Consider the following 26,039-nt stretch of genomic DNA (forward strand, 5'->3'; position numbering starts at 1 on the left):
AATGCCCTAGTGTAACAATGATGTGGGCAAAGCCCAATTAGGGTTTGATGCCGGTTAACATTTCCTTTTTGTCAGCAAACCCTGCCACTTTTTGCACTACAAATCCTGCTTCTGATAGATTTTGTCGAACTAGGCTAGCGACACACCAAGTGGCTAGGCTGGCTTGGGGCTTTGCTACTCGGAAGAGCTCCTGGCAGACAGGCAAAGACCACATGTGAGGATTTTTCGATGGGGCAAAACCGTCTAAATACAGTACATCGATGCTGCCCGATGAGATTTTGCTCAGTGCCCATAGAACATCTGCGTGCAAATAGCGCAAACTGAGCTGTGAGTTGAGGTGAATGAGCGTATCAGTCAGTCTCAAATCCAGCTTTTCTAGCAGGCTATTTAGTAAGTCTTGATGTGGAAATAGCTGATGTGCTTGCTGATAGTCTGAGCTTGCTAGGGGATGTTTTTCAATCGATGTAAAACACAAGCGTGCCTGTGTAGAGTGACTCCAAGCTAAACACGTTTGTAAAAAATTACTACCTAGACCAAAGCCGGTTTCTAAGATTTGAAATTCATCACCAGGACCGAGAGCTTGAGCGCGAGCGATGATGTCATTGCCACTGATGAACACCGCCTCTGCTTGAGCATAGGCGCCAGCACGCGCATGATAAATGTCGTCATATGTTTCAGAATAGGGTAGGCCGTCTCGCCAAATAAGTTGCGTCACAAAATAGGATCCAATTCTTTTAAGCCACGCGCGATGCGCAGTCGTTGGCAGTCAGGGTTCACTTGGCCATTACTGAAGTGAGTATTAAATTCTCGACAGGTCGATGAGCGTTGTACATAGATGCTACAACGATAGCCTGTGGATGGTGCGTGTGTCAAAGCCACGCAAGGGCTAGATCCCTTTTCAGTACCTTTCATGCAGACTTTGTTGGCATCTAGACGAGTGACCATTTCAGGTGGAACGCCTTCAGGATAAAAATCGCTAGCTACTTCACCATGGTAGAAGCTGACCCGAAAGTGTTGGCAACAAGCGCCACATTCAAAGCAAGGATTATCAAATAAGTTCATTAGGTTCGGCATACAATTCAGGCTTAGGAATTATTGTATGCAAGAACTCCGTCATTTGTCCCTCGAGCACCTGACCATTTGCGAGCCCAATCAGAAGGCTGCAGCAGTCAGAACAATGGCAGCGCAAAAACAGCAGCTCGAGCTTGATTCAGTGATCAAGCTAGATGCTGCAGGCTATGACATCCCCGGTCGCCCCAATAAGCCTATCCTAGTTGATCCTACATCTGTGAAGCGTCGCGCTATGCATACGGTCGAAGGCCGAGCTATCTTGATTCATGCTTTGGCGCATATTGAATTTAATGCGATTAATTTAGCCTTGGATGCGATTTGGCGTTTTGATGGTATGCCTGAGGCCTATTATTGGGATTGGCTCAAAATTGCTGATGAGGAAGCATTGCATTTCAGTCTCTTACAACAGCATTTGGAGAGTTTGGGTTATCAATACGGAGATTTCCCCGCTCATAATGGCTTATGGGATATGGTCGAGCGTACCCAGCATTCGATTCTGGCTCGCATGGCCTTAGTGCCAAGAACTTTAGAGGCGAGAGGTCTTGATGCTCTCCCGCCGATTATGGAGCGCCTCGAACAAGTCAAAGATCAGGCGGCCATTGAAATACTCAACATAATTTATCGCGATGAGATTGGGCATGTTGAAATCGGTAATCGCTGGTTTCACTATTGCTGCCAACAGCAAAATCGTGAACCTATTGCCACCTACCAAAACCTGAGCGAAGAGTTTCGCGCTCCAAAGCTCAAAGGGCCTCTGAATGTAAAAGCCCGCATGGCAGCGGGCTTTACACAAGCAGAATTAGATGCGCTGTCCGCACAAGTCTCTTAGCCTTATAGGCTGCTAATCAAGCCACCATCTACACGAATCACAGAGCCAGTGATATATGAAGCCGGTTGGCTTGCTAAAAATGCCGCTGTGGCAGCAAATTCTGCGGGGTCACCTGTGCGGCCCATCGGAATGGTCTTGAGGCTTTCATTCATGACATCTTCCACCGAGCGATTCTCACGCTGGGCCTTAGATTCATCTAAGAAGCGAATTCGTTCCGTTGCAATGCGACCTGGAACGATGATGTTGGCAGTAATGCCAAAAGGAGCTACTTCACGTGCGAGAGTTTTGGACCAAGCGTGTAAAGAAGAGCGCAGGGTATTGGATATCGCCAAATTAGGAATAGGTGCAATCGCACCTGATGATGTGCTCGTAATAACACGTCCCCAACGCTTTTCCTTCATGGCGGGTAAGGCGCGATCTGTGATAGCAATCACAGACAAAACCATTTCTTGAAACTTTTGCAGCCACACTTGTGGTGCTTGACCGGCTGCAGGTGTTGGAGGAGGGCCGCCTGTGTTGTTGACCAAAATGTCGACTGAGCCCCAGAGGCTTTCTATCTTGGAAAAATGCGAATCAATTTGATCAAGCTGAGCCAAGTCCCAGACTATGGCATGAGCCTGGCCACCCCTTTCTTGAATCTGAGTCACCGTTTTTTGTAGCTTAGTCTCGGTGCGACCAGCGACCACGACTTTACAACCTTCGCTAGCTAAGCTCATAGCGATCGCTTGCCCTAGACCACTGCCGCCACCCAAGACTAGCGCCACTTTATTTTTAATTCCTAAGTCCATGTCTCTTTTATCTTTGTTAGAAAATGTTGATCTTAGTTGCTTTTCCAATCCTCTGCACAAACGTTCCTAGAGCTTGGCCTGATAAATAGTTTTGCCTGATTTGATGGTGCGCAGTACTTGGATATCTTTGATCTTGAGTGGTTCAATCTTGAGAGGATTGGCATCGAGGACTACCATGTCAGCGAGTTTGCCAACTTCTAAACTTCCCTTGATTGCCTCATCACGATATTGATATGCGCCATAACTGGTCAGTGCCTGCAAGCCCACGTAGGGTGAGACGCGTTCATTCGGACCCACGACAACACCGCTTTTTGAAACGCGATTCACAGAACTCCATAGCACCATCATCTGACTAATGGGCGTGACGGGAGCATCGTTATGGTTGGCAAACTTCAAGCCTTTTTTCTTTGCGCTTGCCATTGGGCTAATAAAGGAGGCTCGCTTCGCACCTAAATTTGCCATGTGCGCGTCCCCCCAAAAATAGGTATGGTTAGTAAAGAAAGTTGGATAGAAGTTAAATTTCTTATAACTGTCGAGTTGTTCTGGCCGCATGACTTGTGAATGAATAATGACGGTACGACGATCAATCCCTGGTGTATTTAGCTTTTTCTCAGCAAATTGATGGCCTTTAATCATCATATCGGTAGATGCATCGCCATTACAGTGTGCATAGATTTGTACTTGATGCTGGTAAGCCTTGACGAAAATCTGATTCACTTCTTCTTGAGTCATATTAGGAAAGCCATGGCAGTGGCCAGTGCAACCTGGAACAGGGGTATGATAATGCTCGGTCAAATAGGCCGTTTTACCCTGTGGTGAGCCGTCTAAAGCGATTTTGAGACCAGCGTACTTCAAACCATTGTTGTATTCATGCCATTTCACTTTGCCGGTACCAATCACATCATTAGCCATCAGATAAAAAGGTAAACCAACGATATCGATGCTAAGAAGATTATTTTTGGCAGCGTAATTAAGTACCTCCATTTTTTCAGGAGTAATTAAAGCTTCATTGGCGGTGGTAACACCAACCTTGGCGTAATCATCTAAGGCTTGTTTGAGCAAGGACATTTCTTTTTGCATGGGGCGCTTAGTGATGATCATTGGCAAGAAGGGTGTCATTGCAGTTTCTTGCACAAGACCTAAGGGTTCTTGGCTGCCAGGTTTACGAATGATTGCGCCACCGGATGGATCAGGGGTGGCAGCAGTAATTTTGGCAGCCTTGAGTGCTAAGCTATTGGCAACCAACATATGCCCTGAAGCATGGCGCAAAATCACAGGATTTTTAGGGAATACTGCATCAAGTTCTGCGGCTGTTGGGTGACGCTTTTCTTTGAGATATTCAGGGTCGTAACCACTACCAATAATCACCTGACTGTCTTTGATATTGAGGCGTTTTTGTAAGGCTTTGAGTTCGCGAATGATGTCCGGAATCGACTCCACCTTACCAACGGGCGGTGGGCTGAGTTCGGCTTGTTCTAGTGCATCTGCGTACTGAGTGATATGGCCGTGACCATCAATAAAGCCGGGTAGAAGTGTTTTGCCGCCTAAATTGATAATTTGAGTATGACTTTTCTTTAGGGATAGGAGCTGATCTTTTTTGCCTACATGAGAGATTTTATTGCCGGTGACAGCGAGCGCTTCGACATACTCGGGTGATTCGCCACGCATGGTGAGGATATCGCCACCCCAATAAATCTGATCAACGGCAAAAACCGAAAAAGACAGTGATGAAACAGCGATAGCTAGGATAGTTTTTTTCATGAGGCATCCTTGAATTATTTTCAAAGATTCTAACAATCCAGTCTGTCATGAGGCTATTTTTTGACCGAAGAGCTAGATGCCTATTTCTGTGCTCGCAGATGCCAAAAACTGACAAAATTAAAAAATAAAGCCCCTGACTATGCAGAGGCTCTATTCATCAATTTGGCTCCTCGACCTGGGCTCGAACCAGGGACCTACGGATTAACAGTCCGGCGCTCTACCGACTGAGCTATCGAGGAATAGACCATGATTATAGCCTGAAATCTGAAACATGCCAAATTTCTTTGCTCTGTTTTAATGATGCTCACTGACTTTGATTGATGAAAGATAAAACATGTCGCAAGCGCTTGCAGGACCATTTAGTTTTATTGGACTTTTAGTCTTATCTAATATTTTTATGACCATTGCTTGGTATGCTCATCTTAAGAATTTACTAGATCGACCCTGGTGGATTGCAGCCCTACTCAGTTGGGGCATTGCTTTTTTTGAGTATCTTCTCCAGGTACCTGCTAACCGAATAGGTTTTCAGTATTTCGATCTTGCCCAACTCAAAATTACGCAGGAAGTGATCACTTTAGCCGTGTTCATACCATTCTCAATTTATTACATGGGGCAACCTTTTAGAATGGATTTTATTTGGGCAGGCATTTGTCTTATCGGTGCGGTCTATTTTATTTTTAGAGCATGAACATTCTTTTACTAGATTGGTCAACCGCACAAATCTTTGCAAAACCGATACGCTATCGTGTTTTTGTGATGGAACAAGCCGTACCTGAAGAGATGGAATGGGATGAGTATGACCAAGATGCCATACATGCACTCGCATTGATCAATGATGAAACCGTAGGAACTGCTCGATTAATTCTGAATCATGAAAAAGCAAAGATCGGACGTATGGCTGTTTTAGAAGAGTGGCGTAGTCAGGGAATAGGATTTGCCTTGCTAAATGCTCTTGTGCAAGAGGCGCGGCAGCAACAAATCAAACTCATTGAGTTACACGCCCAAGTGCATGCTGAGCAGTTTTATGCCAAACTTGGATTTGTAGCCTCCGGTGAAGTTTTTTCTGAGGCGGGCATGGATCACATCAAAATGCAAAAGGTTCTTTAATGGTATTTCGTGTTTTAAGTATTGCAGGTTCAGATTCTGGCGGGGGTGCTGGGATTCAGGCTGATCTGAAGACAATCACTGCTTATGGTGGTCATGGCATGACAGCGTTAACTGCTATCACTGCTCAAAATACTTTGGGTGTAACGGGTATTCAGGCGGTGGATAACGCAATCATCGTGCAACAAATTGAGGCTGTATTTGATGACATTGGAGTGGATGCCGTCAAAATTGGGATGTTGGCTTCACCAGAGATTGTGTATACGGTTGCAGATGTTTTGAAACGCTATCGACCCAAGCACATTGTTTTAGACCCCGTGTTGATCGCGACTTCTGGTGCTTCTTTGGGAGGCTCTGATACTGGGCGAGCCATCATCGATGCATTCACTGGATTAGCCACTGTTATCACGCCTAATCTATTTGAAGCCGGAGTTTTATTGGAACGAAATGTTGCAGACGTCGCTGATATGCAAGCGGCTGCCAGAGATTTAGCCATGCAAATGTCAGTGGCTGTTTTGGTCAAAGGTGGACATCTATTGGGACAAGAGATAGTTGATCAATTAGTCTATCCACAGAATGATCAGTGGCAGGAATTAAGCTATTGCCACCCCAAAATTCAAACCAACAATACTCATGGCACGGGCTGTACCTTGTCGACGGCAATTGCCTGTGAGCTTGCGCAAAATCGATCACTCAATGATGCTGTTGGTGGTGCTATTGAATATTTACAAGGTGCGCTGACAGCTGCTAAAGATTTGAAATTAGGGCAGGGTCCAGGTTGCCTTTGGCATATGCACCCTCATCTAAAAGCCTAACTTCCTAATAGGCGCATATATTTTTTGATTTCAAGTTCTGGCTGATCGGCTGCAATAATGCCGCGAACCATGGCAATAGAGCCAATATCAGCTTCGAGAACTTTTGCTAAATTGCTTTCATTGATACCGCCAATGGCGACCAGTGGATAGTCTCGCATCAGACGTGCATAGCGTTTTAGGCGACCTGTGCCTTGAGGTTTACTAGGCATGACTTTTAATGTGGTCGGAAAAACAGCTCCTAAAGCCAAATAACTCGGCTTAATTGCGTGAGCAATCATCATTTCATGATAACCGTGAGTGCTAATGCCTAGGCGCAAGCCACTCTTTTGTATCGCTGCAAAATCGGCCGTCTCGATATCTTCTTGGCCAAGATGAACGCCATAGGCCTCATGTTCAATGGCCAATTGCCAATAATCATTAATAAATAATCGGCTCTCAGGATAGCCTTGTGCTATTTTGCAAGCCTTCGCCACTTCACGTGTAATAGCCTGTGGATCTGTATGTTTAAAGCGCAGTTGTACGGTGGGTACTCCTGCGGCACAGAGGCGTTCAATCCAAGCGCTATCTGGGGCAACTACATAAAGACCTAATTTTTTCGGACAGTTTGCAAACGCATAGGGCTGTTTGACGGGGGGGAAGTATTGCAAATCTTCCGGCCAACTTTGCGTGTTGGCCAGGCCGCTTTGATCAAGCTTTTGCCAGGCATAAGCTAAACATTCAGCATCTAATTCATTAAAGCCGAGTTGATAGGCTACGATTTTCGCCTGCTGATAAGCCACTTCAGTACTCGAAAACTGATAAGCAGCACTGCTGACTTCTGCATCGAGTGCAAGATCAGCATGCTCTTTGATCACTTGAGACCAAAAAGGCCTGAGTTCAATCATGTTTGATGCCAAAAGGGGGTACCAATCACAGGCGTGCTGGCTTGGGCTGATTCACTAGGAGCGATAGTTCCAGCGCAGTAGGCTTGGTGTCCCGCTATGATGGCTTGGCTAAAAGCTTCAGCCATTTGTACCGGTTGATTGGCTAATGCCACAGCGGTATTGAGTAAAACCGCATCAAAGCCCATTTCCATGACTTGGCAAGCATGAGAAGGTTTACCGATACCTGCGTCAATAATGATAGGCACTTGAATCCGGTCACGCAAAATTTCTAAGGCATACAGATTGATGGGACCTTTACCTGTGCCAATAGGGGCAGCCCAGGGCATGATTACCTCACATCCCACATCGACTAGACGTTGAGCGATGATTAAATCTTCAGTGCAATAGGGTAGTACCTTAAAGCCTTCCCGAATCAGTTGCTCTGCAGTTTGACAGAGCTCTAATGTATTAGGTTGTAAGGTATAGTCATCGCCAATCAGTTCGAGTTTGAGCCACTCGGTTTCAAAAACTTCGCGCGCCATCATGGCTGTTGTAATCACTTCTTTGGGGCTATGGCAGCCCGCTGTATTGGGTAAAACAGGTACGCCCAGTTCTTTGATTAAATTCCAAAAACCATTATTGAGATCGTCTTGTAAGCCACCCTGACGGCGCAATGAGGCAGTCACCATGGCGGGCTTAGCGATTTCTATAGAAGAACGTAGGCTATCTAAAGAGGGGTAGCGTGAGCTGCCTAACAAGAAGCGCGATTGAAATTCGCGATCATAGAGTTTGAGTCGAGTGCTGGTTTGATTCAGGGCCATACTAACCTCCTGTGACCGGAGAAATGACTTCAATCTGATCACCTTCGTGAAGTGTGGTTGTGGCATGCATATTTTTAGGTATGAAATTGGTATTGATAGCTACAGCAAAGGGGGCTTGGAATTTTTCTTGAAGCAAGAGCTCTGCGACAGTCATTGTCGTGGAGATCGTGCGAGCTTGTTTATTGAGAAACACTTGCATAGTCTTCATAAATACGAATTTGATATTGCTTGGCGAGTTCTGTCTTGCCTTCGATGGCCCACTCGATGGCTGCATCAATCACGCTTGGAGCAATTAAAAAACCATGCCGATAAAGGCCATTGATCTGATAGTGATGCTCACTGATTTGACGAATCGCAGGATCGTGATGACTCAAGGTGGGGCGCAGACCCACAGCACTCTCTAGGATGCGAGCCTCTGCAAAGGCGGAGTCAATCGTATACGCCGCACTCATTAGTTCCATGCTTGAGCGTAGACTCATCGGGGATAAGTCTTCTGATTCAATTTCTGTAGCCCCAATCACGAACTGATAGTTTTCTTTGGGGGCTATGTAAATCGGATATTTGGGGTGTAAAAGACGCGTTGGTCTTGATAATGAAACTTCGGGCGCGAAAAGGCGTAAGACTTCGCCACGAACGCCACGCACTGCCGGCCAGTTAGTTTTTGCACCAATGCCACGACAGTCAAAGACCCATTCTGAATCACTAAAGTCCGCTAAATCTTTGGAGCTAGCCCACAGTAATTCATGGCCTTGCGCTAGAACAGATTGCAACAAGGCAGCCAAGAGTTGGCGATTATCCAGTTGGCCTTCATGAGGCAAGTACAGGCCCTCTAAGAGTTTGCTCGAAACGCTAGGTTCTAGAGCATCAATACCTGCACGATTGAGTTTTTGGTAGGGTGCAATACTCGGATCTTGCTGAAGTGTTTGATTTAACTGCGAACAAAAACGTTTCGCTTCTGCCTGGTCTTGTGGATGCCAGAGGACGAGGGTGCCCGTTTTCTGAAAAAAAACGGGTGCCGCGAGTTGCAAAATAATCTCTGTCCAGCGTTGCATGCTGTACATACCCATTTGGGTAATGCGAAAGTGGCTAATCGCTGATTCGGCCAAGGGGGCTAGCATCGCAGCAGCCACATGCGCAGCTGCTAAAGGTTTGTTTTCAGAGGCTGCTTCATAGATACGCACACGATGGCCGCGCACACCTAATTGATGTGCGAGGAGTAGGCCGGTAAGACCCGCTCCTAGAATAGAGATGGGCGCGGCGCGTGTGTTCATTGATAAATTTGAGAACCTTTTTTGCGGAACTCAATCGACTTTTCTTGCATGCCTTTCTCAGCTTCAAGGCCGGCTGCATAGTCACGCACTTCTTGCGTGATTTTCATCGAACAGAACTTGGGACCACACATGGAGCAAAAATGAGCAATCTTGGCCCCTTCTGCGGGTAGTGTGGCATCGTGATATTCGCGAGCACGCTCAGGATCTAAGCCTAAATTGAACTGATCTTCCCAGCGGAACTCAAAGCGTGCTTTTGACAGGGCATTGTCTCTGACTTGAGCTCCAGGCAAGCCCTTGGCCAAATCTGCACCGTGTGCGGCTATCTTATAGGTGATGATGCCTTGGCGCACGTCTTCTTTATCAGGTAGACCCAAGTGCTCTTTAGGTGTGACGTAGCACAACATAGCTGTGCCATACCAACCAATTTGGGCCGCGCCAATACCGCTAGTGATGTGATCGTATCCTGGCGCAATATCGGTAATGAGTGGGCCTAAAGTATAGAAGGGGGCCTCTAGACAAGAGCTCAGTTCCTCGGTCATATTTTCTTTGATGCGTTGCATCGGTACATGACCAGGACCTTCAATCATGACTTGAACATCATGCTTCCAAGCAATCTGTGTCAATTCGCCAAGCGTGTGTAATTCACCAAACTGAGCTTCATCATTCGAGTCGGCAATACAGCCTGGGCGCAGGCCATCGCCTAGGCTAAATGACACGTCATAAGCCTTCATGATTTCGCAGATTTCTTCGAAGTGGGTGTAGAGGAAGTTCTCTTTGTGATGCGCTAAACACCACTTAGCCATGATCGAGCCGCCGCGCGAGACGATGCCGGTGATGCGCTTGGCTGTGAGTGGCACATAACGCAACAATACGCCCGCATGAATCGTGAAGTAATCCACCCCTTGTTCGGCTTGTTCAATCAGGGTGTCGCGGAAAATTTCCCAATTGAGATTTTCTGCAATGCCACCGACCTTGTCGAGGGCTTGATAAATAGGTACTGTACCAATCGGTACGGGTGAATTTCGAATAATCCATTCACGTGTTTCATGAATATGTTTGCCCGTTGATAAATCCATGATAGTGTCAGCACCCCAGCGGATAGACCAAACCATTTTTTCAACCTCTTCGTTGATCGATGAGGTCACTGCGGAGTTGCCAAGGTTACCGTTAATCTTGACTCTGAAGTTGCGACCAATGATCATGGGCTCTAATTCAGGGTGATTAATATTCGCCGGAATGATGGCACGACCTGCAGCAATTTCCTGACGCACAAATTCAGGAGTAATTTCATCGGGCAGGTGAGCGCCAAATGATTCGCCTGGATGTTGCTTGAGTAATAGTTCGTACTCTGGATTGGCGCGTAAAGCTTTGAGGTTGAGTGATTCACGTAGAGCGACAAACTCCATTTCAGGAGTGATGATGCCTTGTTTGGCGTAGTGCATTTGCGAGACATTCTTGCCAGGCTTTGCCACGCGGGGTGGGCTAATATGAGCAAAACGCAAATCTTGAGTTTTAGGATCCTGTGCTCTGGCTTGGCCGTAGCTCGATGTGGGACCACTTAATTCAACAGTATCAGCGCGATCGATGATCCAATTCTTTCTGATATGGGGTAAGCCTTTTTTTAAATTAATTTGCACATCAGGGTCGCTATAGGGACCTGAAGTGTCATACACCGGAATCGGTGGGTTAGCTATCTTTTGATCATTGATCTGAGTGCTTTGTTGAGAAATCCAGCGTAATGGCACGCGAATATCAGGACGGCTACCAGTTAGGTATTTTTTCTCAGATGCTGGGTAGGCAAATTTTTGTTCGAAGTCTTTTTCTAGGACTTCAATAGATGGGATATCACTGGGTTTGTTCATGGGCTCCTCCGATGTCATGAGATAAACCAGAGGGTCCACAAAACTCCCCACGCCAGTATTACCTGGATCGGGTATGAGGGTATTTCTCAGCCAAGTATTGGCACCCCTGTTTTATCCAGCTTAGATATTAACCTACTTTGAGCTTAACGCGTGTGGCGCAGTAAAAAATCGGCTGTCACAGCGGCGGCATCTGGGGTCATTTCACCCGCCAGAATCAGGTCGGCAGCCTCGGTGAAGCTGACGCATTGAAAACCGCTAACCTCGCCATCTTGATTGGCGGGTTCATATTCATCAGGCATCAGTAAATCGTGGGTGTAAAGACTTTCGTCGTGCAAACCTTTGTTTTCAACAATACGCCTTACATGGATATGCCCAATGGGTTGTGTGTGACGTGAAATTTCTGGATCGATACCGGCTTCTTCCCAGAGTTCGCGTAGTACGCACTGATAAATAGTCTCATCGGCAGCCATACCGCCGGCTGCGAGGTTGTCTAGCATATTTGGATCTGTGGCTTTATCGGGGCTACGCTTGCCTAGCCAAAGCTTTTGATCACGGGTGTAACCATTAATATGGCAGGCACGACTGTGTAAACCGAGTACTCTAAATACAGCACGTTCCATGCGGAAGTGCTCCATGCCATATTCATCAACCCAAGCATAAGCTTCATCACGCCAACCTGGGACACAGTCCTTCTTTCTCAAAAATTGAGCCAATAATTCAAGGCGTTGTGACAACTCAAAAGGGTCTAAGTCATCGAGTTGCAGGTGTTGACCAAATACAGCTAAGCCTGATACACCATCTTGAGCTAGATATTCTCGAATAAGGGCTTCGCACGCTGGATAAACATAGCCAATCACAGCACTTTTTAAGCGTATGGTTTGCCAGTCAGTAGGAGTGGCACGTAATGAGGTTTCTAAGAGTTCCTCGAGTGCAGCGCGAGTTGTATCAGTGAGTTGAGCCATATGCTTTTTTTGTCGATTTTTGATGATTATCTGATAATTTGCTTATTTTGCTGAATATCGATAGGAAGTGAGTTATGAGTGATGATTTTGAGCCCCTCGTGCAACCGGGTCAGGTGATCTGTGATGCCTCTTTATTGGAAGAGGGGGGCGAGGGTTTTCGTTTTACTATTCGTTCGGCTGATGTTTTAAGTCTAGTGGGGAGTGTGGAGCATCGTCTAGATGAAACTTTGCCTGCGTTTGTGATTCGCTTTGATGGCGGAGTGCATGCTTATCTGAATCGTTGTGCGCATGTGGCTATGGAGCTAGATTGGCAACCAGGACAGTTCTTTACAGCAGATAAAACAGCGATTATCTGTGCATCTCACGATGCGCAATACTTACCCGATACCGGTGAGTGTATATCTGGCCCCTGCCCTGCGGGTGCTCGTTTAATAAAGCTAGATATAAAAGAAGAAGGTGGCCAGATTATTCTTTGTCAAGCTTAAGTGCAAAAAAACTTTTATTGGCTCATGGTTTTTTGTATTAAACAAATGCAAGACAAATGTAAGAGATTTTGTTTGTCCAGCATGCTGCCTATTTTTTAAGCACTCTAGCTCTATCATTGTGCAATAAGGAAAAAAAGAAAAAAAATGCAGAGTTGCCCACAGATTCTGTGGATAAGTTGCTCAATATTTTTTATATAGATTCGTATTTCACCTATTGACAGTTCATAAAAATTTCACAAACTGAACCTTAAAAGGCCTTTATGGAAATGATTGGATATCTAGCAGCGTGTTTGACTACGGCTGCTTTTGTACCCCAAGTGTGGAAGGTCTATCGAACGCGTGATACACGCGCCATTTCGCAAGCGATGTACCTAATTTTTAGTCTCGGCGTTTTCTTATGGTTGATCTACGGCTGGTACTTGGGTTCTTGGCCAATCGTCTTGGCTAATGGGGTTACACTACTGCTGTCACTGAGCATTTTATGGATGAAATTCAATGAATAACTGCAAGCGTCTATTCGCTAGTTTGAGCCTTCTCGTTTTGACAGCCTGTGGTACTGCGCCGATCACGAATACCGATGGCATGACGGTTCAAGATGTGCAAACCAAGCTTTTGGGTGATATGCCTATGCCGGGTGGAACCACCATGAATCCAGAAAAATCCCTCATCTTAGGTAGTGGTGACGGTTGGGCCGGGCGCGTGGTGTTGAACTCTCCCCATAACGCAACTGATACTTTTGCTTATTTCATTGATCAATACCCCAAGGCGGGATGGACTTTGGTGTCTTCGACCAAAGCAAAAAATAGCATCTTGGTTTTTATTAAGAGAGATCGCACTGCTACCATTGAAATTGAATCCAGTGGCTTAGGTGGCAAAGCACAAATCATGTTAACGGTTGCACCGCGTAGTACGGTGGTTCCTCCAATGAGTGGCAAATGAAAATCAAACCAGGTTCTTTTCTATATGCTTTAGGCGTCTTCCATCACTTTTGGAAACTAGCTGGCTATCCAGTCAATCGCTATGTCTTTGGTGTTCTTAAGGCCAATATTCGTGTCTGGCAATTACGCCGCACACCTAAAGCCTAATTAGCGTTCGACGTAGTCGATGGGTCGTTTTTGTACCCAGGCTATGAATATTGCCATCTCGGGATGTGTTTGCAGACTTTCCCAGGTGTGATAAACGCGTTTCAGTTCTTTTTCACTAAAGACGCGATGAATCTTCTTATGACAAACCTTATGCACTAAAAATTTTTCCTTGCCGCCTTGCGAACGAGGAATCAAGTGATGCTCATCGACGGTCGGCCCTGGAATCATCTTACGCCCACATAGAGGGCAAGATTCATCGGATAAGGTCGGTAAGGGAGGGCCTAGCTGATCGATCAGTTCAGATTTAGGAGCGCGGAGTTGTCTACGTACGACCATATTGTTTAGGATAAATCCATCTTGTCGCCTGCGTTTAATTACGCTTAAGATGACAGGGTGAAGCTTTCAAAGAAAATCTTAATCAAATCTGGCATTTTTTTCACGCTAGGCCTCATTCTCAGTTGGGCTTTGCTGTATGCATGGTTGCCCCATTTCATAAAGGGTCAAATCCATAAGCTCGAGGCCCATACCGGGCTCGCCCTGCAGGTCGCAAAGGTCGAGGTATCGCCTTGGAATCTATCAGCCAAGATCAATGATGTACAAATTAGCTATCAAAAAATTCCCTTGGCTCAAGCCAGAGAGATTTATCTCAATATAGAAGTCATTTACTTTGCCTTAGGGCGTATTCAGTTATCTGAGTTGACGGTCGATGATTTGGATCTGTATTGGATAAGAGATCGTTTTGTATCCCAGTCAGCGAACCCTCGTCTGACTCATCAGTACCAGTGGAATGTATTACATGCTTTAGCTCAATTAAAGAAGGCCCCACAGAAGGATGCTCAAAAAAAGCCGATCCGCATCGATATTGATTTATTACAGTTGCGTTCTGCGAAGGTCGTTGTGGATGACCGTCAAAATCGCTTACGTTATCAATTAGATCCGGTCGATCTGACGATTCAGCACTTTAGCAACCATGATGAAAATGCTTCTTCTCAAGCAATCCATAGTGATCTTTCTCTCAAATTAGCCAATATTCAAATTCCTATTGCTGGTTCAGCCAATCGTCTAGAGATTCAGAACCTGGCCTTGCAAGGCCGTTTTGATCTAGATGCACAAAAACATCTGCAGGCACGCCTGAAGCTACAGGTGGATGATGGCTATCTGAAGACGGATATCAAGGTCGGCATGCATGAGCAAAGTTTTACAGGAAGCGTGCAATTTGAAAACTTTCCGATGGCACCTTGGATTAGTCTTTTGCCCGCGAATGTGGCCTTACAAACTAGAGCAGGTGTGCTTCATGGGGATCTTAATTTAGTCACCCATAAACAGGCTTGGGCCCTTGAAGGCTCTTTGCAACTTAATGAATTACAAGTCTATGAAAAAGGCATGAAAGAGGAGTTACTATCCGTCAAACAAGCTATTTTTGAGAAGTTTCGTTTCAATTTCTTAACTTTAGAAAAGCAAGAAGTATCGATTCAAGAGCTAAGGCTGATTGAGCCGGATATGCGCATGACTCTGGGGCAAGATAAGCAATCCAATTTCCGCAGGATGTTTGCTAAACCGGAGGGGACTACCGCATCACCCACTCATCAGACGAGCTCAGATCGGATTCATCCCAAGCGCAGTCAGGCGCTCGGACAGCGACCTAATTTGGTAGTCGACATACGTGCTGTGAAGTTACAAAAGGGACGTATGCACTTTAGTGATCAATCTTTACGTTTAAAGTTCGATACCCGGATTACGGAGCTGAATGGTTCTTTGCTGGGTGTGAGTAATGTGGCTGGTCAATCGGCGCTCATCGCTTTAGACGGTTTGATTGATCGTCGGGGTAGCGTCAGGGCGCGTGGGCAGATCAGTTTTGATGAACCTAAACGCAATAGTGACGTGTCTTTGCAGTTTAAAAATGTGCCATTGCGTTCCATCAACCCCTATTCAATGACCTTTGCGGGCTACTATATCGATGATGGCCGTATTGATGTGGATTTATCTTATACAACGCAGGCCGGCGAGCTCAGGGGTAAGAATCGTTTTGTGATTCGCCAAATGAAGTTAGGCGATGAGGTCCCCGATTACACCGGCAAACGTCTTCCCATACGCTTAGCGATAGCACTTTTGGAAGATAGTGATGGCATGATTGATATCAATATTCCCATCAGTGGCCATGTCGACGCGCCGGAGTTTTCGGTGGGCCATTTATTTTGGCAGGCCTTACGAACCGTTATCACTAATGTGGTGACAGCGCCTTTTCGAGCCATTGCCAGTCTTTTGGGGAGTGAGTCGATTGACGGTGTGTATATGCTGCCTGGTGAATCCGGCCTGATGCCCCAAGAAAGAGACAAGCTCGACAAAATTTTGGCTCTATTAGAAAAGCGTACACCAGTGGATCTGGAGATCGCCGGTAGTTATGATCCTGAAAGAGATGCACTGGCCCTGAAAACGACGACTATCGATCAACAAGTTTTAATTGCGGCAGGCTTTAAGTTGACTGATTTGGATCCATTACCACGGCTAGCCTTGTCTGATCCTCGTATTCAGACAGCAATACGTCAAATTTACACAAAAGAGTTGGGCTATCTTAAATTAAGTCAGCGCCTGGTGACCTTACCTTTGGATGGTGAGCAGCGCGCTTTACGTTTACGCGCAGAATTAATTCAAAGTCGCCCACTGACCGAGCGAGATTTGTTGCAATTAGCCGACCAGCGCCTAGAGCAGATTGAGCGCTATATTCTTAAACAGCAGCCGAATTTAAAAAATCGACTGCGTCGAGCAAGCCCTGTTAAAGTCAACGCAGTAGAGGCTGGTGTGCCGATACAAATGCAATTAAAAACCAAGTAATCATATGGATCAAAATTCAAGCACAAGACGTTTTGCGCTCATTTACGGCTTGCCTTTTTTGCTAATGGCTATCGGTATCGCGATTTGGTTATGGGTGCCTGTCCCACAAAAACAAATCACCATCACCACGGGAGCAGATACAGGTCTTTATTACCGTTTTGCCCAACAATTAGCTCTTGAGCTTAAAAAAGAGAAAATCGAACTGAAGGTGCAAACCTCAGCAGGTTCACTCGAAAATTTGCAACGTCTGCAAAACCACCAGGCCCAGCTCGCCATTATTCAGGGTGGGGTGGGTAAAAGTACAGACTACCCAGGTATAGAAGCATTGGCTGCCATCTTTGATGAACAAGTATGGGTCTTTTATAGACCCCATTCTTTTAAAGACAAAGAGGGGCTGACACGACTCACCCAGCTAAAGGGTAGAAAAATTGCCATGGGCATGCCGGGTAGCGGAACGCGAGTATTGGCTGAGCAATTACTCAGCTTGAATCAAATTCAGAATCAAGAAGTGCAAATTATTGATCGCAATGCCAAAGATGCTCTTCATGATTTAAAAAATGGTCATTTAGATGCTGCTATTTTGGTGAGTGGCCCGCAGGCGCCTATCTTGATGGATTACCTCAAGACGCCGGGCTTACAGGTGATGAGTTTTGAGCAGGCTGATGCTTATGCGCTGCGTCTACCCTTCCTTAAGAAGGTCACTGTGCCGCGCGGAGTCATTGATCTACCTGCTGACTTACCCGCGAAAGATTTGCATATTTTGAGTACGCCAGCGGTGCTTGCAATACATCCTGATCTTCATCCAGCACTGATTACTCCCATTATGCGGGCGACCGAAGCGACTCTTGAGCATTTGGACTTGTTGCAAAAGGACGGGGACTTTCCCAGTGCCCAAGGTTTTTCTTGGCCACATAACGCTGACGCGAGTTATTACCTCAAGACGGGACCTTCATTCTTACACCGACATTTGCCATTTTGGACAGTGGTATGGATTGAGCGAGCGATTCGTTTGATCGTGCCTCTGATCGCCATTTTGATTCCGCTCATTAACATCATCCCCACTTTGATACGCATGCGTGTTGATGCATTGACTGGTGCGGTCTATAAACAACTCAGAGAGTTAGAGTTAAAGGCCTTGAAAGATTCAAATTATGTATGGCGCCATGAGTGGGATCAATTACAAGCCAAAGCCATGCGTCTTAAAGTGCCCAAAAAATTCTCGGCGAACGTCTACGAGTTAAGGATGTATGTAGACATGATTCGCGAAAAACTAGAGCAACGATGATTGGTCCCGCCGACAGGAATCGAACCTGTATCTAGCGCTTAGGAGGCACTTGTTCTATCCATTGAACTACGGCGAGGGCGGAATTACCAGCCACACAAGACCAGTAAGGTGTTTGCAACATCGACCATCAGGTCGGGTTTGAGGTAAGACAAAAACACTAGACCTAGCACGAGGGCGATGCTAAGTTTGATCAGTAGAGGGCGATGCGCAGTAACCATAACCCTATTATCACGCAGGCTGAATTGCTTTTCTAGTGATTGCTACTTCCTTAATCGGAAGGTTGATGCATGCGGCAAAGACACCCAATGCAATCGCAATCCACCAAACGATTTGATAAGAGCCTGTTTGATCAAAGATATAGCCTCCTAAATAAGCGCCCACAAAGCTACCTAACTGGTGTGAGAAAAACACAAAACCTGAGAGCATCGAGAGGTACTTAACACCAAAGACTTGGGCAACGATGGCATTGGTGAGAGGGACAGTAGACAGCCACAAGAAACCCATTAGGGCAGCAAATACATAGGTCGATAAGGGGCTAATGGGGTAGGCTAAATAGACAGTAATGACAATTGCGCGCGCGCCATAAATGAAGCTTAATAAATAACGTTTGGGGTAACGCTGACCGAGCGCGCCGGCGACATAGGTACCAAAGACATTGAATAAGCCAACCAGTGCAAGTGCGATCGTGGCCACTTGTGCGCCACCGACAGCAGGATTAATGGTCGACATATCTTTCAGATAGGGTGCTAGGTGCACACCGATAAACACCACCTGAAAGCCACATACGAAGTAACCCAAGGTGAGTAGTTGAAAATTTCGATTTGTAAATGCTTCATGAATCGCTTCGGCCACCGTTTGTTGATGACCTTGAAGATGGTTTGCCAAAACCGGTTCTTTAACTGTCCATGCGAGCGGAATGATGAGGCTGGCCATCAGGGCGAGCAAGATCAGCGCTTCATGAACGCCAAATTGGCTAATTAAGCTTTGCTCTAGGGGGATCATCAAAAATTGGCCAAAAGATCCTGTCGCGGCCGCGACCCCCATAGCCCAGACACGCTTATTTTCAGGGACATTGCGACCGATGATGCCGTAAACCACGCTGTATGTGCAGGAGGCCAGAGAGAGTCCTAGACACAGTCCGGCAGCTAAGGTAAAGCTCAAACCGGATTCGGCAAGTGACATGCCCAATAGACCTAAGGCATAGAGTAGACCGCCCACAATCAAGACCCGATAAGCCCCAAAGCGATCGGATAAACCTCCCATCAGAGGTTGTGCCGCACCCCAAATCAAATTCTGGAGTGCGATCGCAAAAGCAAAGGTTTCACGACCCCAGCCATTCTCTTGAGTAATCGGTAGATTAAATAGACCAAACCCATGCCTGATGCCCATCGATAGGGTCACAATCAAGCCACCGACTAATAAGACCCTTAAAAGACTTAAACGCTGAGTATTCATAATCGGCGACCTCCGATAATGCCCAAAGCTTCAAGGTGGGCAATCTTTGCATCATCCATCCCCAGATCCTTTTGCAGGATTTCTCGAGTATGCTCGCCCAAGAGTGGGGGAGCTGATCTTTCTACCACGGGTGTTTTAGATAAACGCATAGGGCTGCGTACGAGGGGGACTTGCCCGGCGAGCGGGTGCGTTAGGGTCATTTTGAGACCCCGGGCCTGAACCTGTTCATTCTCAAACACTTCTTGAAAATTATTGATGGGACCGCAAGGCACACCGGCCGCCTCTAGGAGGCTAATCCACTCTTGTTTGGTTTTTTGTGCCACCATACTTTGCAGTAAGGGCACCAGTAGCTCACGATGAGTGACGCGATCTGGATTGCTTGCAAAACGTGGATCATCAGCGAGCATGGCTTGGCCGCCAGCCTCTACAAAGTGTCTAAATTGGCTATCGTTACCAGTGGCAACAATAATCCAACCATCGCTGGCTCTAAAGGTTTGATAGGGCACGATATTGGGGCTTGCATTGCCCCAGCTTTTCGGCGGGACACCGCTAATGAGATAGTTGCTGGCCACATTAGCCATCGTGGCGACTTGCACATCTAAGAGGGCTAGATCAATCGCTTGACCTTCGCCAGTTTGATCACGATGAATCAGTGCTGCCAGAATTGCAGAAGTGGCATACATGCCTGTGAAGATATCAGCAATCGCTACACCCGCCTTTTGCGGACCGCCCCCGGGTAAGTCTTCGCGTTCGCCGGTAACGCTCATGAAGCCGCCCATTCCTTGCACAATAAAGTCATAACCGGCTCTGTGGGCGTAGGGCCCAGTTTGCCCAAAGCCGGTAATCGAGCAATAGATTAGATCGGGTTTGATCGCTTTCAGGCTGTCATAGTCCAAACCATACTTTTTGAGCTGTCCCACTTTGTAGTTTTCAATCACCACATCACAGGTTTTGACCAGTTCTCGAATAATGGCCTGGCCCTCTGGGTGGGCAATATCTAGAGTTATCGAGCGTTTATTACGATTGATTGCTAAGTAATACGCTGCTTCAGAAGTTTCCTGACCCTGCTCATCTTTGAGAAAGGGAGGCCCCCAGTGACGCGTATCGTCGCCACTCTCGGGTCGTTCCACTTTAATCACATCGGCCCCTAAATCCGCTAGATTTTGCGTGCACCACGGGCCTGCCAGCACGCGGCTGAGATCTAAAATTTTTAGATGTGAAAGTGCGCTCATAGGAGTTCATTGTCGCATGTGGCTACAATTTAGCGCCATGGCTACAAAAAAATCAGATCAATACAGTGAATCGTCGATTAAGGTCCTCAAAGGCCTTGAACCCGTTAAACAGCGTCCGGGTATGTATACCCGCACGGATAATCCTCTACACATGATTCAAGAGGTCATCGATAACGCCTCGGATGAGGCGCTCGGTGGCTACGGCAAACACATCATGGTGACCTTACACACCGATGGCAGCGTCAGTGTGGAAGATGATGGACGTGGTATTCCGGTGGGCATCCACCCGGAGGAAAAGCGCCCGGTCGTCGAGCTTGTATTTACCCAATTACACGCGGGTGGTAAGTTCGAAAAGGGCTCTGGCGGTGCTTATGCCTTCTCAGGGGGCTTACACGGGGTGGGCGTGTCAGTCACGAACGCACTCTCAAAGCGTCTTGAAGTGACCGTTTGGCGTGATAAGCAAGTCTCACAGCTCGCCTTTGAGCATGGTTTTGTGGTCGAGCCGCTAAAGTCTAAAGCGGCGCCAGCGGGGGAAAAAACCAACGGCACACGTGTAAGAGCTTGGCCAGAGGGCAAGTACTTTGATAGTGCCCATATTCCCCTTGCAGAGTTGCAAAGGCTTTTGCGTTCCAAAGCTGTCTTACTCCCTGGCGTCAAAGTTACGCTCATTCAGGAAAAAGGTGGGGAACCTCAATCGTGGCTCTATACCCAAGGTCTCAAAGGCTATCTTGATGAAGCGATGGCGCAAGGTGGGCATAGTGCTGTAGTCATTCCAGCCTTTGATGGAGAACATTTTGCTGATCCTGAGCGCGCAGGTGAAGATAGTTTTGCCGAAGGTGAGGGTGCAAGTTGGGTGGTTGCCTGGACGGAAGAAGGCAGCCCAGTGCGTGAGAGTTATGTGAACTTGATACCAACACCGGCAGGTGGCACCCACGAAAGTGGTTTGCGCGAAGGTCTTTTTAATGCTGTGAAATCATTTATTGAAATTCATGCTTTGCAGCCCAAGGGCGTCAAGCTCATGCCAGAAGATGTTTTTGCAAGAGCTTCTTTTGTTTTATCAGCGAAAGTTTTGGATCCACAATTTCAGGGGCAAATCAAAGAGCGTCTCAATTCTAGAGATGCAGTTCGCCTCGTTTCGGGCTTTGTGAAGTCTGCTCTCGATTTGTGGCTGAACCAACATGTCGACTACGGTAAGAAACTCGCGGAACTAGTCATTAAGCAAGCTCAAGCCAGAACGCGGGCGGGGCAGAAGATTGAAAAGAAAAAATCTTCAGGGGTCGCGGTTTTACCCGGCAAGCTCACTGATTGCGAGAGCGAAGATATTGCGATCAATGAGATTTTCTTGGTTGAGGGTGACTCGGCCGGAGGATCGGCCAAAATGGGTCGTAATAAGGAATACCAAGCCATATTGCCTTTGCGCGGCAAAGTCCTGAACACTTGGGAAACTGAGCGTGATCGCTTATTTGCTAATAATGAGGTCCACGATATTGCTGTGGCGATTGGTGTTGATCCACACGGTGAGCATGATGAGCCGGATTTGAGCAATTTACGCTACGGCAAGATCTGTATCTTGTCAGATGCGGACGTAGATGGTGCCCACATTCAGGTCTTATTGCTGACCTTATTTTTCAAACACTTTCCAAAGTTGATGGAGCGTGGTCATGTGTATATTGCGCGACCACCGCTGTATCGAGTCGATGCGCCCGCCCGTGGCAAAAAACCTGCGCAAAAGATTTACGCCCTGGATGAAGCTGAATTACGTGCTATTGAAGACAAACTACGTAAAGATGGTGTACGTGAGGGCAGTTGGCAGATTAGTCGCTTTAAGGGCTTAGGTGAAATGAGTGCTGAGCAATTGTGGGATACCACCCTGAACCCGGACACACGCCGTCTGCTGCCCGTCACTACAGGTGAGATTGAGTTGACTGAAACCGTCAAGACCATGGATATGCTCATGGGTAAATCAGAGTCGGGCGCCAGACGCACATGGCTTGAAGAGCGCGGTAATGAAGTTGAAGCTGATATTTAAAGAAATGGTTTTGAGTCTATGAGTAAAAAGAAAAACCCGCACAGCCAAGAACCAGATCTGTTTGCGGATATGCCACAAGCCACTGAAGATGCGCCACGGGCGGTTGTAAAAACAGAGGAGTTGGATTCTCTGACTTTAGCCACCTATGCTGAGCGTGCTTATCTAGACTATGCCATCAGTGTTGTCAAAGGACGTGCCTTGCCTGAAGTGGCAGATGGTCAAAAACCGGTCCAGCGACGCATCTTGTTTGCCATGAATGAGATGAACTTGCGTGCTGATGCAAAGCCCGTCAAGAGTGCGCGAGTGGTGGGTGATGTCTTGGGTAAGTTTCATCCCCACGGAGATCAGTCTGCCTATGACGCCTTAGTTCGTTTGGCTCAAGACTTTAGTTTGCGCTACCCCTTGATTGATGGCCAGGGTAACTTTGGCTCTAGAGATGGGGATGGTGCAGCGGCGATGCGTTATACCGAAGCACGTTTAACGAAAATCGCTGGTCTCTTACTCGATGAAATTGACCAAGGTACGGTCGATTTCATTCCCAACTACGATGGATCCATGGAAGAGCCCAAGCTCTTGCCAGCCCGTTTGCCATTTGTACTGCTCAATGGTGCGTCAGGTATTGCAGTAGGTATGGCTACTGAGATTCCTTCGCATAATCTCAAAGAGATTGCGAGTGCGGCGATAGCGCTCATCAAAAATCCCAAGTTAACGCATGATGAGTTAATGACCTATGTGCCAGGACCTGATTTTCCGGGTGGCGCACAAATTATTTCTGCGCCTTCTGAAATCTCAGAGATATACAAGACTGGTCGAGGTAGTCTTAAAGTCAGAGCGCGCTGGGTGATTGAGGAGTTGGCGCGCGCCCAATGGCAATTGGTAGTCACTGAGTTACCGCCAGCGACTTCTGCGCAAAAAGTCTTGCAAGAAATTGAAGAGTTAACCAATCCTAAGGTGAAGGTCGGTAAGAAAACCCTCACCGCTGAACAAAATAACCTCAAACAAACTGTTCTTTCCTTACTCGATAGCGTACGTGACGAGTCTAGTAAGGATGCTGCAGTCCGTTTGGTCTTTGAGCCCAAGACCAAGAATGTTGATGTTAATGAATTCGTCACCATGCTCTTGGCGCATACCTCTTTAGAGTCTAATGCTCCGATTAACCTTGTGATGATTGGTAATGATGGTCGTCCAAGGCAAAAGGGTTTGCAAGAAATCATCAGTGAGTGGATTGAGTTCCGTGTAGTGACGGTCACACGTCGCACGCAGCATCGTCTTGGTAAGGTGAATGACCGGATGCATATTTTGGAAGGTCGTCAAACGATTCTTCTGAATATCGATAAGGTCATCAAAATTATCCGTGGTAGTGATGAGCCCAAGCCTGAGCTTATTAAAGCCTTTAAGTTATCCGATCGCCAAGCTGAAGATATTCTTGAGATTCGCTTACGCCAGTTGGCCCGTCTGGAGGCGATCAAAATTGAGCAAGAGCTTGCTGAATTAAAGACTGAAAAAGACGAATTGGAAGGTTTGTTGGCCAGCGATGCGCAAATGCGCAAACGCATCATCAAAGAAATCGAAACCGATATGAAGAGTTTCGGTGATGAGCGTCGCACTGTGATTCAGGAAGAAAAGAAAGCAGTTGCCGAGGCGAAGGTGATTGATGAGCCAGTCACTGTGATTATCTCTGCGCGTGGTTGGGTCAGGGCTCGTCAGGGTCATGGGCACGATGCGCAGCAGTTCACGTTTAAGGCGGGTGATGCCATGTATGGCACTTACGAGTGCCGCACAACCGATGTGGTCTTGGGCTTAGGTAGTAATGGCCGAGTCTATACGGTGCCTGTATCTGAGTTACCTGGGGCTCGTGGGGACGGTTCACCCCTGACCAGTTTTGTTAATTTGGCAGCAGGTACGCAGATGGTGGCCTACTATGCAGGTCACGCAGATGATTTGGTCTTGATCGCGATGCGCTCTGGCAATGGCTTCTTGGCAAATGTGGCTGATATGACCACACGTAACAAGGCTGGTAAGGCGTTTGTGGGGGTTGATGCCAAATTTGCTCCAGGAGATGCGCCCTTGATGCCTGCCAAGATTTCTGCAGGGATGCGTGCGGTCGCTTGTTTGTCTGAGCAGGGACGTCTGCTTGTCTTCCCCTTGGATGAGCTCAAGCGTTTACCGACCGGTGGTAAGGGGGTTATCTTGATGGAGTTGGAGAAAAATGAAAAGCTCCAAGCCGCCATTGCAGTAGACGATCGCGGTGCTGTGATGAGTGGCGCGGGTCGGGCAGGTAAGCCGACTGAAGTGGAGCTCGATGCGAAGATTCTCAAGTCATTTACGACGCACCGAGCCCGTAAAGGCCATGCCCTAGAGCCTAAGCTTAAAGATGCTAAATTGCTAGCCATTCTCTAGTTGAAATCGCTAGCCTATAAAAAATCCCGCAAGCGCGGGATTTTTTGTTAATCGTCAAAAGACTGAAAAAGTGCTTGAAAACTTATTCGACTTCGGCGATCAACTCAATTTCAACACAAGCTCCGAGTGGTATTTGGGCAACACCAAAAGCGCTGCGCGCATGTTTACCGGCTTCACCAAACACTTCAAATAAAAGTTCAGAGCAACCATTGGTGACTAAGTGATGTTCGGTAAATTCCTGCGTGGAGTTCACCAGACTCATGACTTTGACAATGCGCTTGACGCGGTCCAGATTGCCCAAATGAGCTTGCATGGTGGCCATCAGATCAATGGCAATACTACGCGCTGCCACCTGGCCTTCAGGGGTTGTCATGGTAAGACCTAATTTGCCGACCCAAGGTTTGCCGTCTTTTTTTGCAATATGACCTGATAAAAAGAGAGTCTTACCCGTTTGGGCTGACATCACATAGGCGGCTGCTGGCGCGCCAGCAGCGGGTAGGGTGATGTTTAATTCGGCTAAGCGTTGTGCAATTTTGGACATAATTTTCTCGTTAGATAGAAGTGCTTTGAAGCCGAAATTGTAAACACCTTGAATACATTCCTGAAAAACTCTCCTATCAGGGTGTAATTACTTAAAAATGTCACAAAAATGGCTCGGAAAAATGAATTTCTTGGGTATCTTGCGCTATACTCGCAACGCAGATTTTTGATCTAACTCAATATTTGGTCACTATGAAAAAACTACTAACTGTTGCGATTGCGGCTGCTGCTCTAGCAGGTACCGCTCAAGCCCAAACTATTCAAGGCAATGCTAAAGCTGCTGAAGCTAAAGTGGCCATGTGTATTGGCTGCCATGCCATTCCAGGTTACCGCGTTGCTTATCCAGAAATCTATTCTGTCCCAATGCTAGGTGGCCAAAGTGCGCCTTACATTGTGGCTGCTTTGCAAGCTTACAAGAAGGGCGAGCGTAAGCATCCAACGATGCGCGCGATTGCCGGTAGCTTGAGCGATCAAGATATGGCTGATATTGCTGAGTATTACTCTGCTCAGACTCCAGCCACTCCAATGAACAAATTGAAGTAAGCGAGG

At 47.0% G+C, this 26,039-nt stretch carries 28 protein-coding genes, 2 tRNA genes and 1 riboswitch; of the genes, 13 read left to right on the plus strand and 17 right to left on the minus strand.

Annotated features, from left to right (window positions below):
* Window positions 1-37: 37 nt before the first annotated feature.
* Complete coding sequence (gene mnmD / locus ICE94_RS07990) at window positions 38-715, minus strand: tRNA (5-methylaminomethyl-2-thiouridine)(34)-methyltransferase MnmD (RefSeq protein ID WP_216150658.1); 678 nt, start codon at window positions 713-715, stop codon at window positions 38-40.
* The gene (locus ICE94_RS07995) at window positions 712-1,062 is read right to left on the minus strand and encodes a YkgJ family cysteine cluster protein (protein WP_255539116.1); all 351 of its coding nucleotides are present in this window, start codon (window positions 1,060-1,062) and stop codon (window positions 712-714) included. The genes mnmD and ICE94_RS07995 overlap by 4 nt, the downstream gene beginning before the upstream one ends.
* A 37-nt stretch (window positions 1,063-1,099) precedes the next feature.
* Between ICE94_RS07995 and ICE94_RS08000 the strand changes: the two genes are divergently transcribed.
* Window positions 1,100-1,900 (plus strand): ferritin-like domain-containing protein, encoded by an 801-nt coding sequence (locus tag ICE94_RS08000; protein ID WP_216150662.1) that lies wholly within the window; start codon window positions 1,100-1,102, stop codon window positions 1,898-1,900.
* Between the two features lie 2 nt (window positions 1,901-1,902).
* On the opposite strand, the gene ICE94_RS08005 is transcribed toward ICE94_RS08000, so the two are convergent.
* The 3 genes from ICE94_RS08005 to ICE94_RS08015 all read right to left on the minus strand — a co-directional run bounded on the left by ICE94_RS08005 (window position 1,903) and on the right by ICE94_RS08015 (window position 4,688).
* The gene (locus ICE94_RS08005) at window positions 1,903-2,688 is read right to left on the minus strand and encodes an SDR family oxidoreductase (RefSeq protein ID WP_216150664.1); all 786 of its coding nucleotides are present in this window, start codon (window positions 2,686-2,688) and stop codon (window positions 1,903-1,905) included.
* A gap of 66 nt (window positions 2,689-2,754) precedes the next feature.
* Window positions 2,755-4,449: an amidohydrolase gene (locus ICE94_RS08010; RefSeq protein ID WP_216150666.1), complete on the minus strand. Its 1,695-nt coding sequence runs from the start codon at window positions 4,447-4,449 to the stop codon at window positions 2,755-2,757.
* Window positions 4,450-4,612: 163 nt separating this feature from the next.
* Window positions 4,613-4,688: transfer RNA gene (locus tag ICE94_RS08015), tRNA-Asn, on the minus strand.
* Between the two features lie 95 nt (window positions 4,689-4,783).
* On the opposite strand from ICE94_RS08015, the gene ICE94_RS08020 reads away from it, so the two are divergent.
* Genes ICE94_RS08020 through thiD form a run of 3 tightly spaced genes read left to right on the plus strand, consistent with a single transcriptional unit; the run spans window position 4,784 to window position 6,368 of the window.
* Entirely contained in the window at window positions 4,784-5,137 is a 354-nt protein-coding gene (locus ICE94_RS08020; protein WP_216150668.1) for a DMT family protein, read from the plus strand.
* Window positions 5,134-5,556 (plus strand): GNAT family N-acetyltransferase, encoded by a 423-nt coding sequence (locus tag ICE94_RS08025; RefSeq protein WP_216150670.1) that lies wholly within the window; start codon window positions 5,134-5,136, stop codon window positions 5,554-5,556. Before ICE94_RS08020 ends, ICE94_RS08025 begins: the two co-directional genes overlap by 4 nt.
* Window positions 5,556-6,368, plus strand: a complete 813-nt coding sequence (gene thiD / locus ICE94_RS08030) for a bifunctional hydroxymethylpyrimidine kinase/phosphomethylpyrimidine kinase (RefSeq protein WP_216150672.1) — start codon at window positions 5,556-5,558, stop codon at window positions 6,366-6,368. The genes ICE94_RS08025 and thiD overlap by 1 nt, the downstream gene beginning before the upstream one ends.
* On the opposite strand, the gene thiE is transcribed toward thiD, so the two are convergent.
* From thiE to ICE94_RS08060, 6 genes are all read right to left on the minus strand, one after another.
* The gene (gene thiE, locus ICE94_RS08035; RefSeq protein ID WP_216150674.1) at window positions 6,365-7,252 is read right to left on the minus strand and encodes a thiamine phosphate synthase; all 888 of its coding nucleotides are present in this window, start codon (window positions 7,250-7,252) and stop codon (window positions 6,365-6,367) included. The two genes, thiD and thiE, sit on opposite strands and share 4 nt — an antisense overlap.
* On the minus strand, window positions 7,249-8,052 hold the full coding sequence (locus ICE94_RS08040; protein WP_216150676.1) for a thiazole synthase: 804 nt from the start codon (window positions 8,050-8,052) through the stop codon (window positions 7,249-7,251). Before ICE94_RS08040 ends, thiE begins: the two co-directional genes overlap by 4 nt.
* Before the next feature lies 1 nt (window position 8,053).
* On the minus strand, window positions 8,054-8,260 hold the full coding sequence (gene thiS / locus ICE94_RS08045; protein ID WP_255539117.1) for a sulfur carrier protein ThiS: 207 nt from the start codon (window positions 8,258-8,260) through the stop codon (window positions 8,054-8,056).
* Entirely contained in the window at window positions 8,232-9,323 is a 1,092-nt protein-coding gene (locus ICE94_RS08050; protein ID WP_216150678.1) for an FAD-dependent oxidoreductase, read from the minus strand. Before ICE94_RS08050 ends, thiS begins: the two co-directional genes overlap by 29 nt.
* A complete protein-coding gene (thiC, locus tag ICE94_RS08055) occupies window positions 9,320-11,185 on the minus strand; it encodes a phosphomethylpyrimidine synthase ThiC (protein ID WP_216150680.1) in 1,866 nt (621 codons plus the stop codon). Before thiC ends, ICE94_RS08050 begins: the two co-directional genes overlap by 4 nt.
* A gap of 27 nt (window positions 11,186-11,212) precedes the next feature.
* Window positions 11,213-11,303, minus strand: a riboswitch (TPP riboswitch).
* A 25-nt stretch (window positions 11,304-11,328) separates the two neighbouring features.
* Window positions 11,329-12,147 carry an NUDIX hydrolase family protein gene (locus ICE94_RS08060; protein ID WP_216150682.1) on the minus strand — a complete coding sequence of 273 codons (819 nt, stop codon included), beginning with the start codon at window positions 12,145-12,147 and terminating at the stop codon, window positions 11,329-11,331.
* A gap of 74 nt (window positions 12,148-12,221) precedes the next feature.
* Between ICE94_RS08060 and ICE94_RS08065 the strand changes: the two genes are divergently transcribed.
* The 4 genes from ICE94_RS08065 (at window position 12,222) to ICE94_RS08080 (ending at window position 13,717) form a co-directional block, all read left to right on the plus strand.
* Window positions 12,222-12,632: a Rieske 2Fe-2S domain-containing protein gene (locus tag ICE94_RS08065; RefSeq protein WP_216150684.1), complete on the plus strand. Its 411-nt coding sequence runs from the start codon at window positions 12,222-12,224 to the stop codon at window positions 12,630-12,632.
* 260 nt (window positions 12,633-12,892) lie between these two features.
* Window positions 12,893-13,135, plus strand: a complete 243-nt coding sequence (locus ICE94_RS08070; RefSeq protein ID WP_216150686.1) for a SemiSWEET transporter — start codon at window positions 12,893-12,895, stop codon at window positions 13,133-13,135.
* Window positions 13,128-13,571 (plus strand): hypothetical protein, encoded by a 444-nt coding sequence (locus ICE94_RS08075; RefSeq protein WP_216150688.1) that lies wholly within the window; start codon window positions 13,128-13,130, stop codon window positions 13,569-13,571. The genes ICE94_RS08070 and ICE94_RS08075 overlap by 8 nt, the downstream gene beginning before the upstream one ends.
* Entirely contained in the window at window positions 13,568-13,717 is a 150-nt protein-coding gene (locus tag ICE94_RS08080; protein ID WP_216150690.1) for a hypothetical protein, read from the plus strand. Before ICE94_RS08075 ends, ICE94_RS08080 begins: the two co-directional genes overlap by 4 nt.
* Here ICE94_RS08080 and ICE94_RS08085 read toward each other — a convergent pair whose 3' ends face one another.
* Entirely contained in the window at window positions 13,718-14,053 is a 336-nt protein-coding gene (locus ICE94_RS08085; RefSeq protein WP_216150692.1) for an HNH endonuclease, read from the minus strand.
* A gap of 57 nt (window positions 14,054-14,110) precedes the next feature.
* Between ICE94_RS08085 and ICE94_RS08525 the strand changes: the two genes are divergently transcribed.
* Window positions 14,111-16,549, plus strand: a complete 2,439-nt coding sequence (locus tag ICE94_RS08525; protein WP_216150693.1) for a DUF748 domain-containing protein — start codon at window positions 14,111-14,113, stop codon at window positions 16,547-16,549.
* A 4-nt stretch (window positions 16,550-16,553) separates the two neighbouring features.
* On the plus strand, window positions 16,554-17,834 hold the full coding sequence (locus ICE94_RS08095; RefSeq protein ID WP_216150695.1) for a TAXI family TRAP transporter solute-binding subunit: 1,281 nt from the start codon (window positions 16,554-16,556) through the stop codon (window positions 17,832-17,834).
* Between the two features lies 1 nt (window position 17,835).
* Here the strand turns inward: ICE94_RS08095 and ICE94_RS08100 are convergent.
* The 4 genes from ICE94_RS08100 to ICE94_RS08110 form a co-directional block, all read right to left on the minus strand.
* Window positions 17,836-17,910 (minus strand) — tRNA-Arg (locus ICE94_RS08100).
* A gap of 7 nt (window positions 17,911-17,917) precedes the next feature.
* A complete protein-coding gene (locus tag ICE94_RS08510) occupies window positions 17,918-18,052 on the minus strand; it encodes a hypothetical protein (RefSeq protein ID WP_255539118.1) in 135 nt (44 codons plus the stop codon).
* A gap of 10 nt (window positions 18,053-18,062) precedes the next feature.
* On the minus strand, window positions 18,063-19,289 hold the full coding sequence (locus tag ICE94_RS08105; RefSeq protein ID WP_216150697.1) for an MFS transporter: 1,227 nt from the start codon (window positions 19,287-19,289) through the stop codon (window positions 18,063-18,065).
* On the minus strand, window positions 19,286-20,521 hold the full coding sequence (locus ICE94_RS08110; RefSeq protein WP_216150699.1) for a CaiB/BaiF CoA-transferase family protein: 1,236 nt from the start codon (window positions 20,519-20,521) through the stop codon (window positions 19,286-19,288). The genes ICE94_RS08105 and ICE94_RS08110 overlap by 4 nt, the downstream gene beginning before the upstream one ends.
* 37 nt (window positions 20,522-20,558) lie before the next feature.
* Between ICE94_RS08110 and parE the strand changes: the two genes are divergently transcribed.
* Together parE and parC are read left to right on the plus strand one after the other, a co-directional pair.
* Entirely contained in the window at window positions 20,559-22,550 is a 1,992-nt protein-coding gene (gene parE, locus ICE94_RS08115) for a DNA topoisomerase IV subunit B (RefSeq protein ID WP_216150701.1), read from the plus strand.
* A 69-nt stretch (window positions 22,551-22,619) separates the two neighbouring features.
* On the plus strand, window positions 22,620-24,950 hold the full coding sequence (gene parC / locus ICE94_RS08120; RefSeq protein ID WP_216151084.1) for a DNA topoisomerase IV subunit A: 2,331 nt from the start codon (window positions 22,620-22,622) through the stop codon (window positions 24,948-24,950).
* Window positions 24,951-25,032: 82 nt separating this feature from the next.
* Here the strand turns inward: parC and ICE94_RS08125 are convergent, their stop codons facing one another.
* A complete protein-coding gene (locus ICE94_RS08125) occupies window positions 25,033-25,491 on the minus strand; it encodes a RidA family protein (RefSeq protein WP_216150703.1) in 459 nt (152 codons plus the stop codon).
* A 191-nt stretch (window positions 25,492-25,682) separates the two neighbouring features.
* On the opposite strand from ICE94_RS08125, the gene ICE94_RS08130 reads away from it, so the two are divergent.
* Window positions 25,683-26,033 (plus strand): cytochrome c, encoded by a 351-nt coding sequence (locus ICE94_RS08130; RefSeq protein WP_216150704.1) that lies wholly within the window; start codon window positions 25,683-25,685, stop codon window positions 26,031-26,033.
* The last annotated feature ends 6 nt before the right edge of the window (window positions 26,034-26,039 follow it).

The organism is Polynucleobacter sp. MWH-Loch1C5 (genome assembly GCF_018881775.1).
GTDB lineage: Bacteria > Pseudomonadota > Gammaproteobacteria > Burkholderiales > Burkholderiaceae > Polynucleobacter.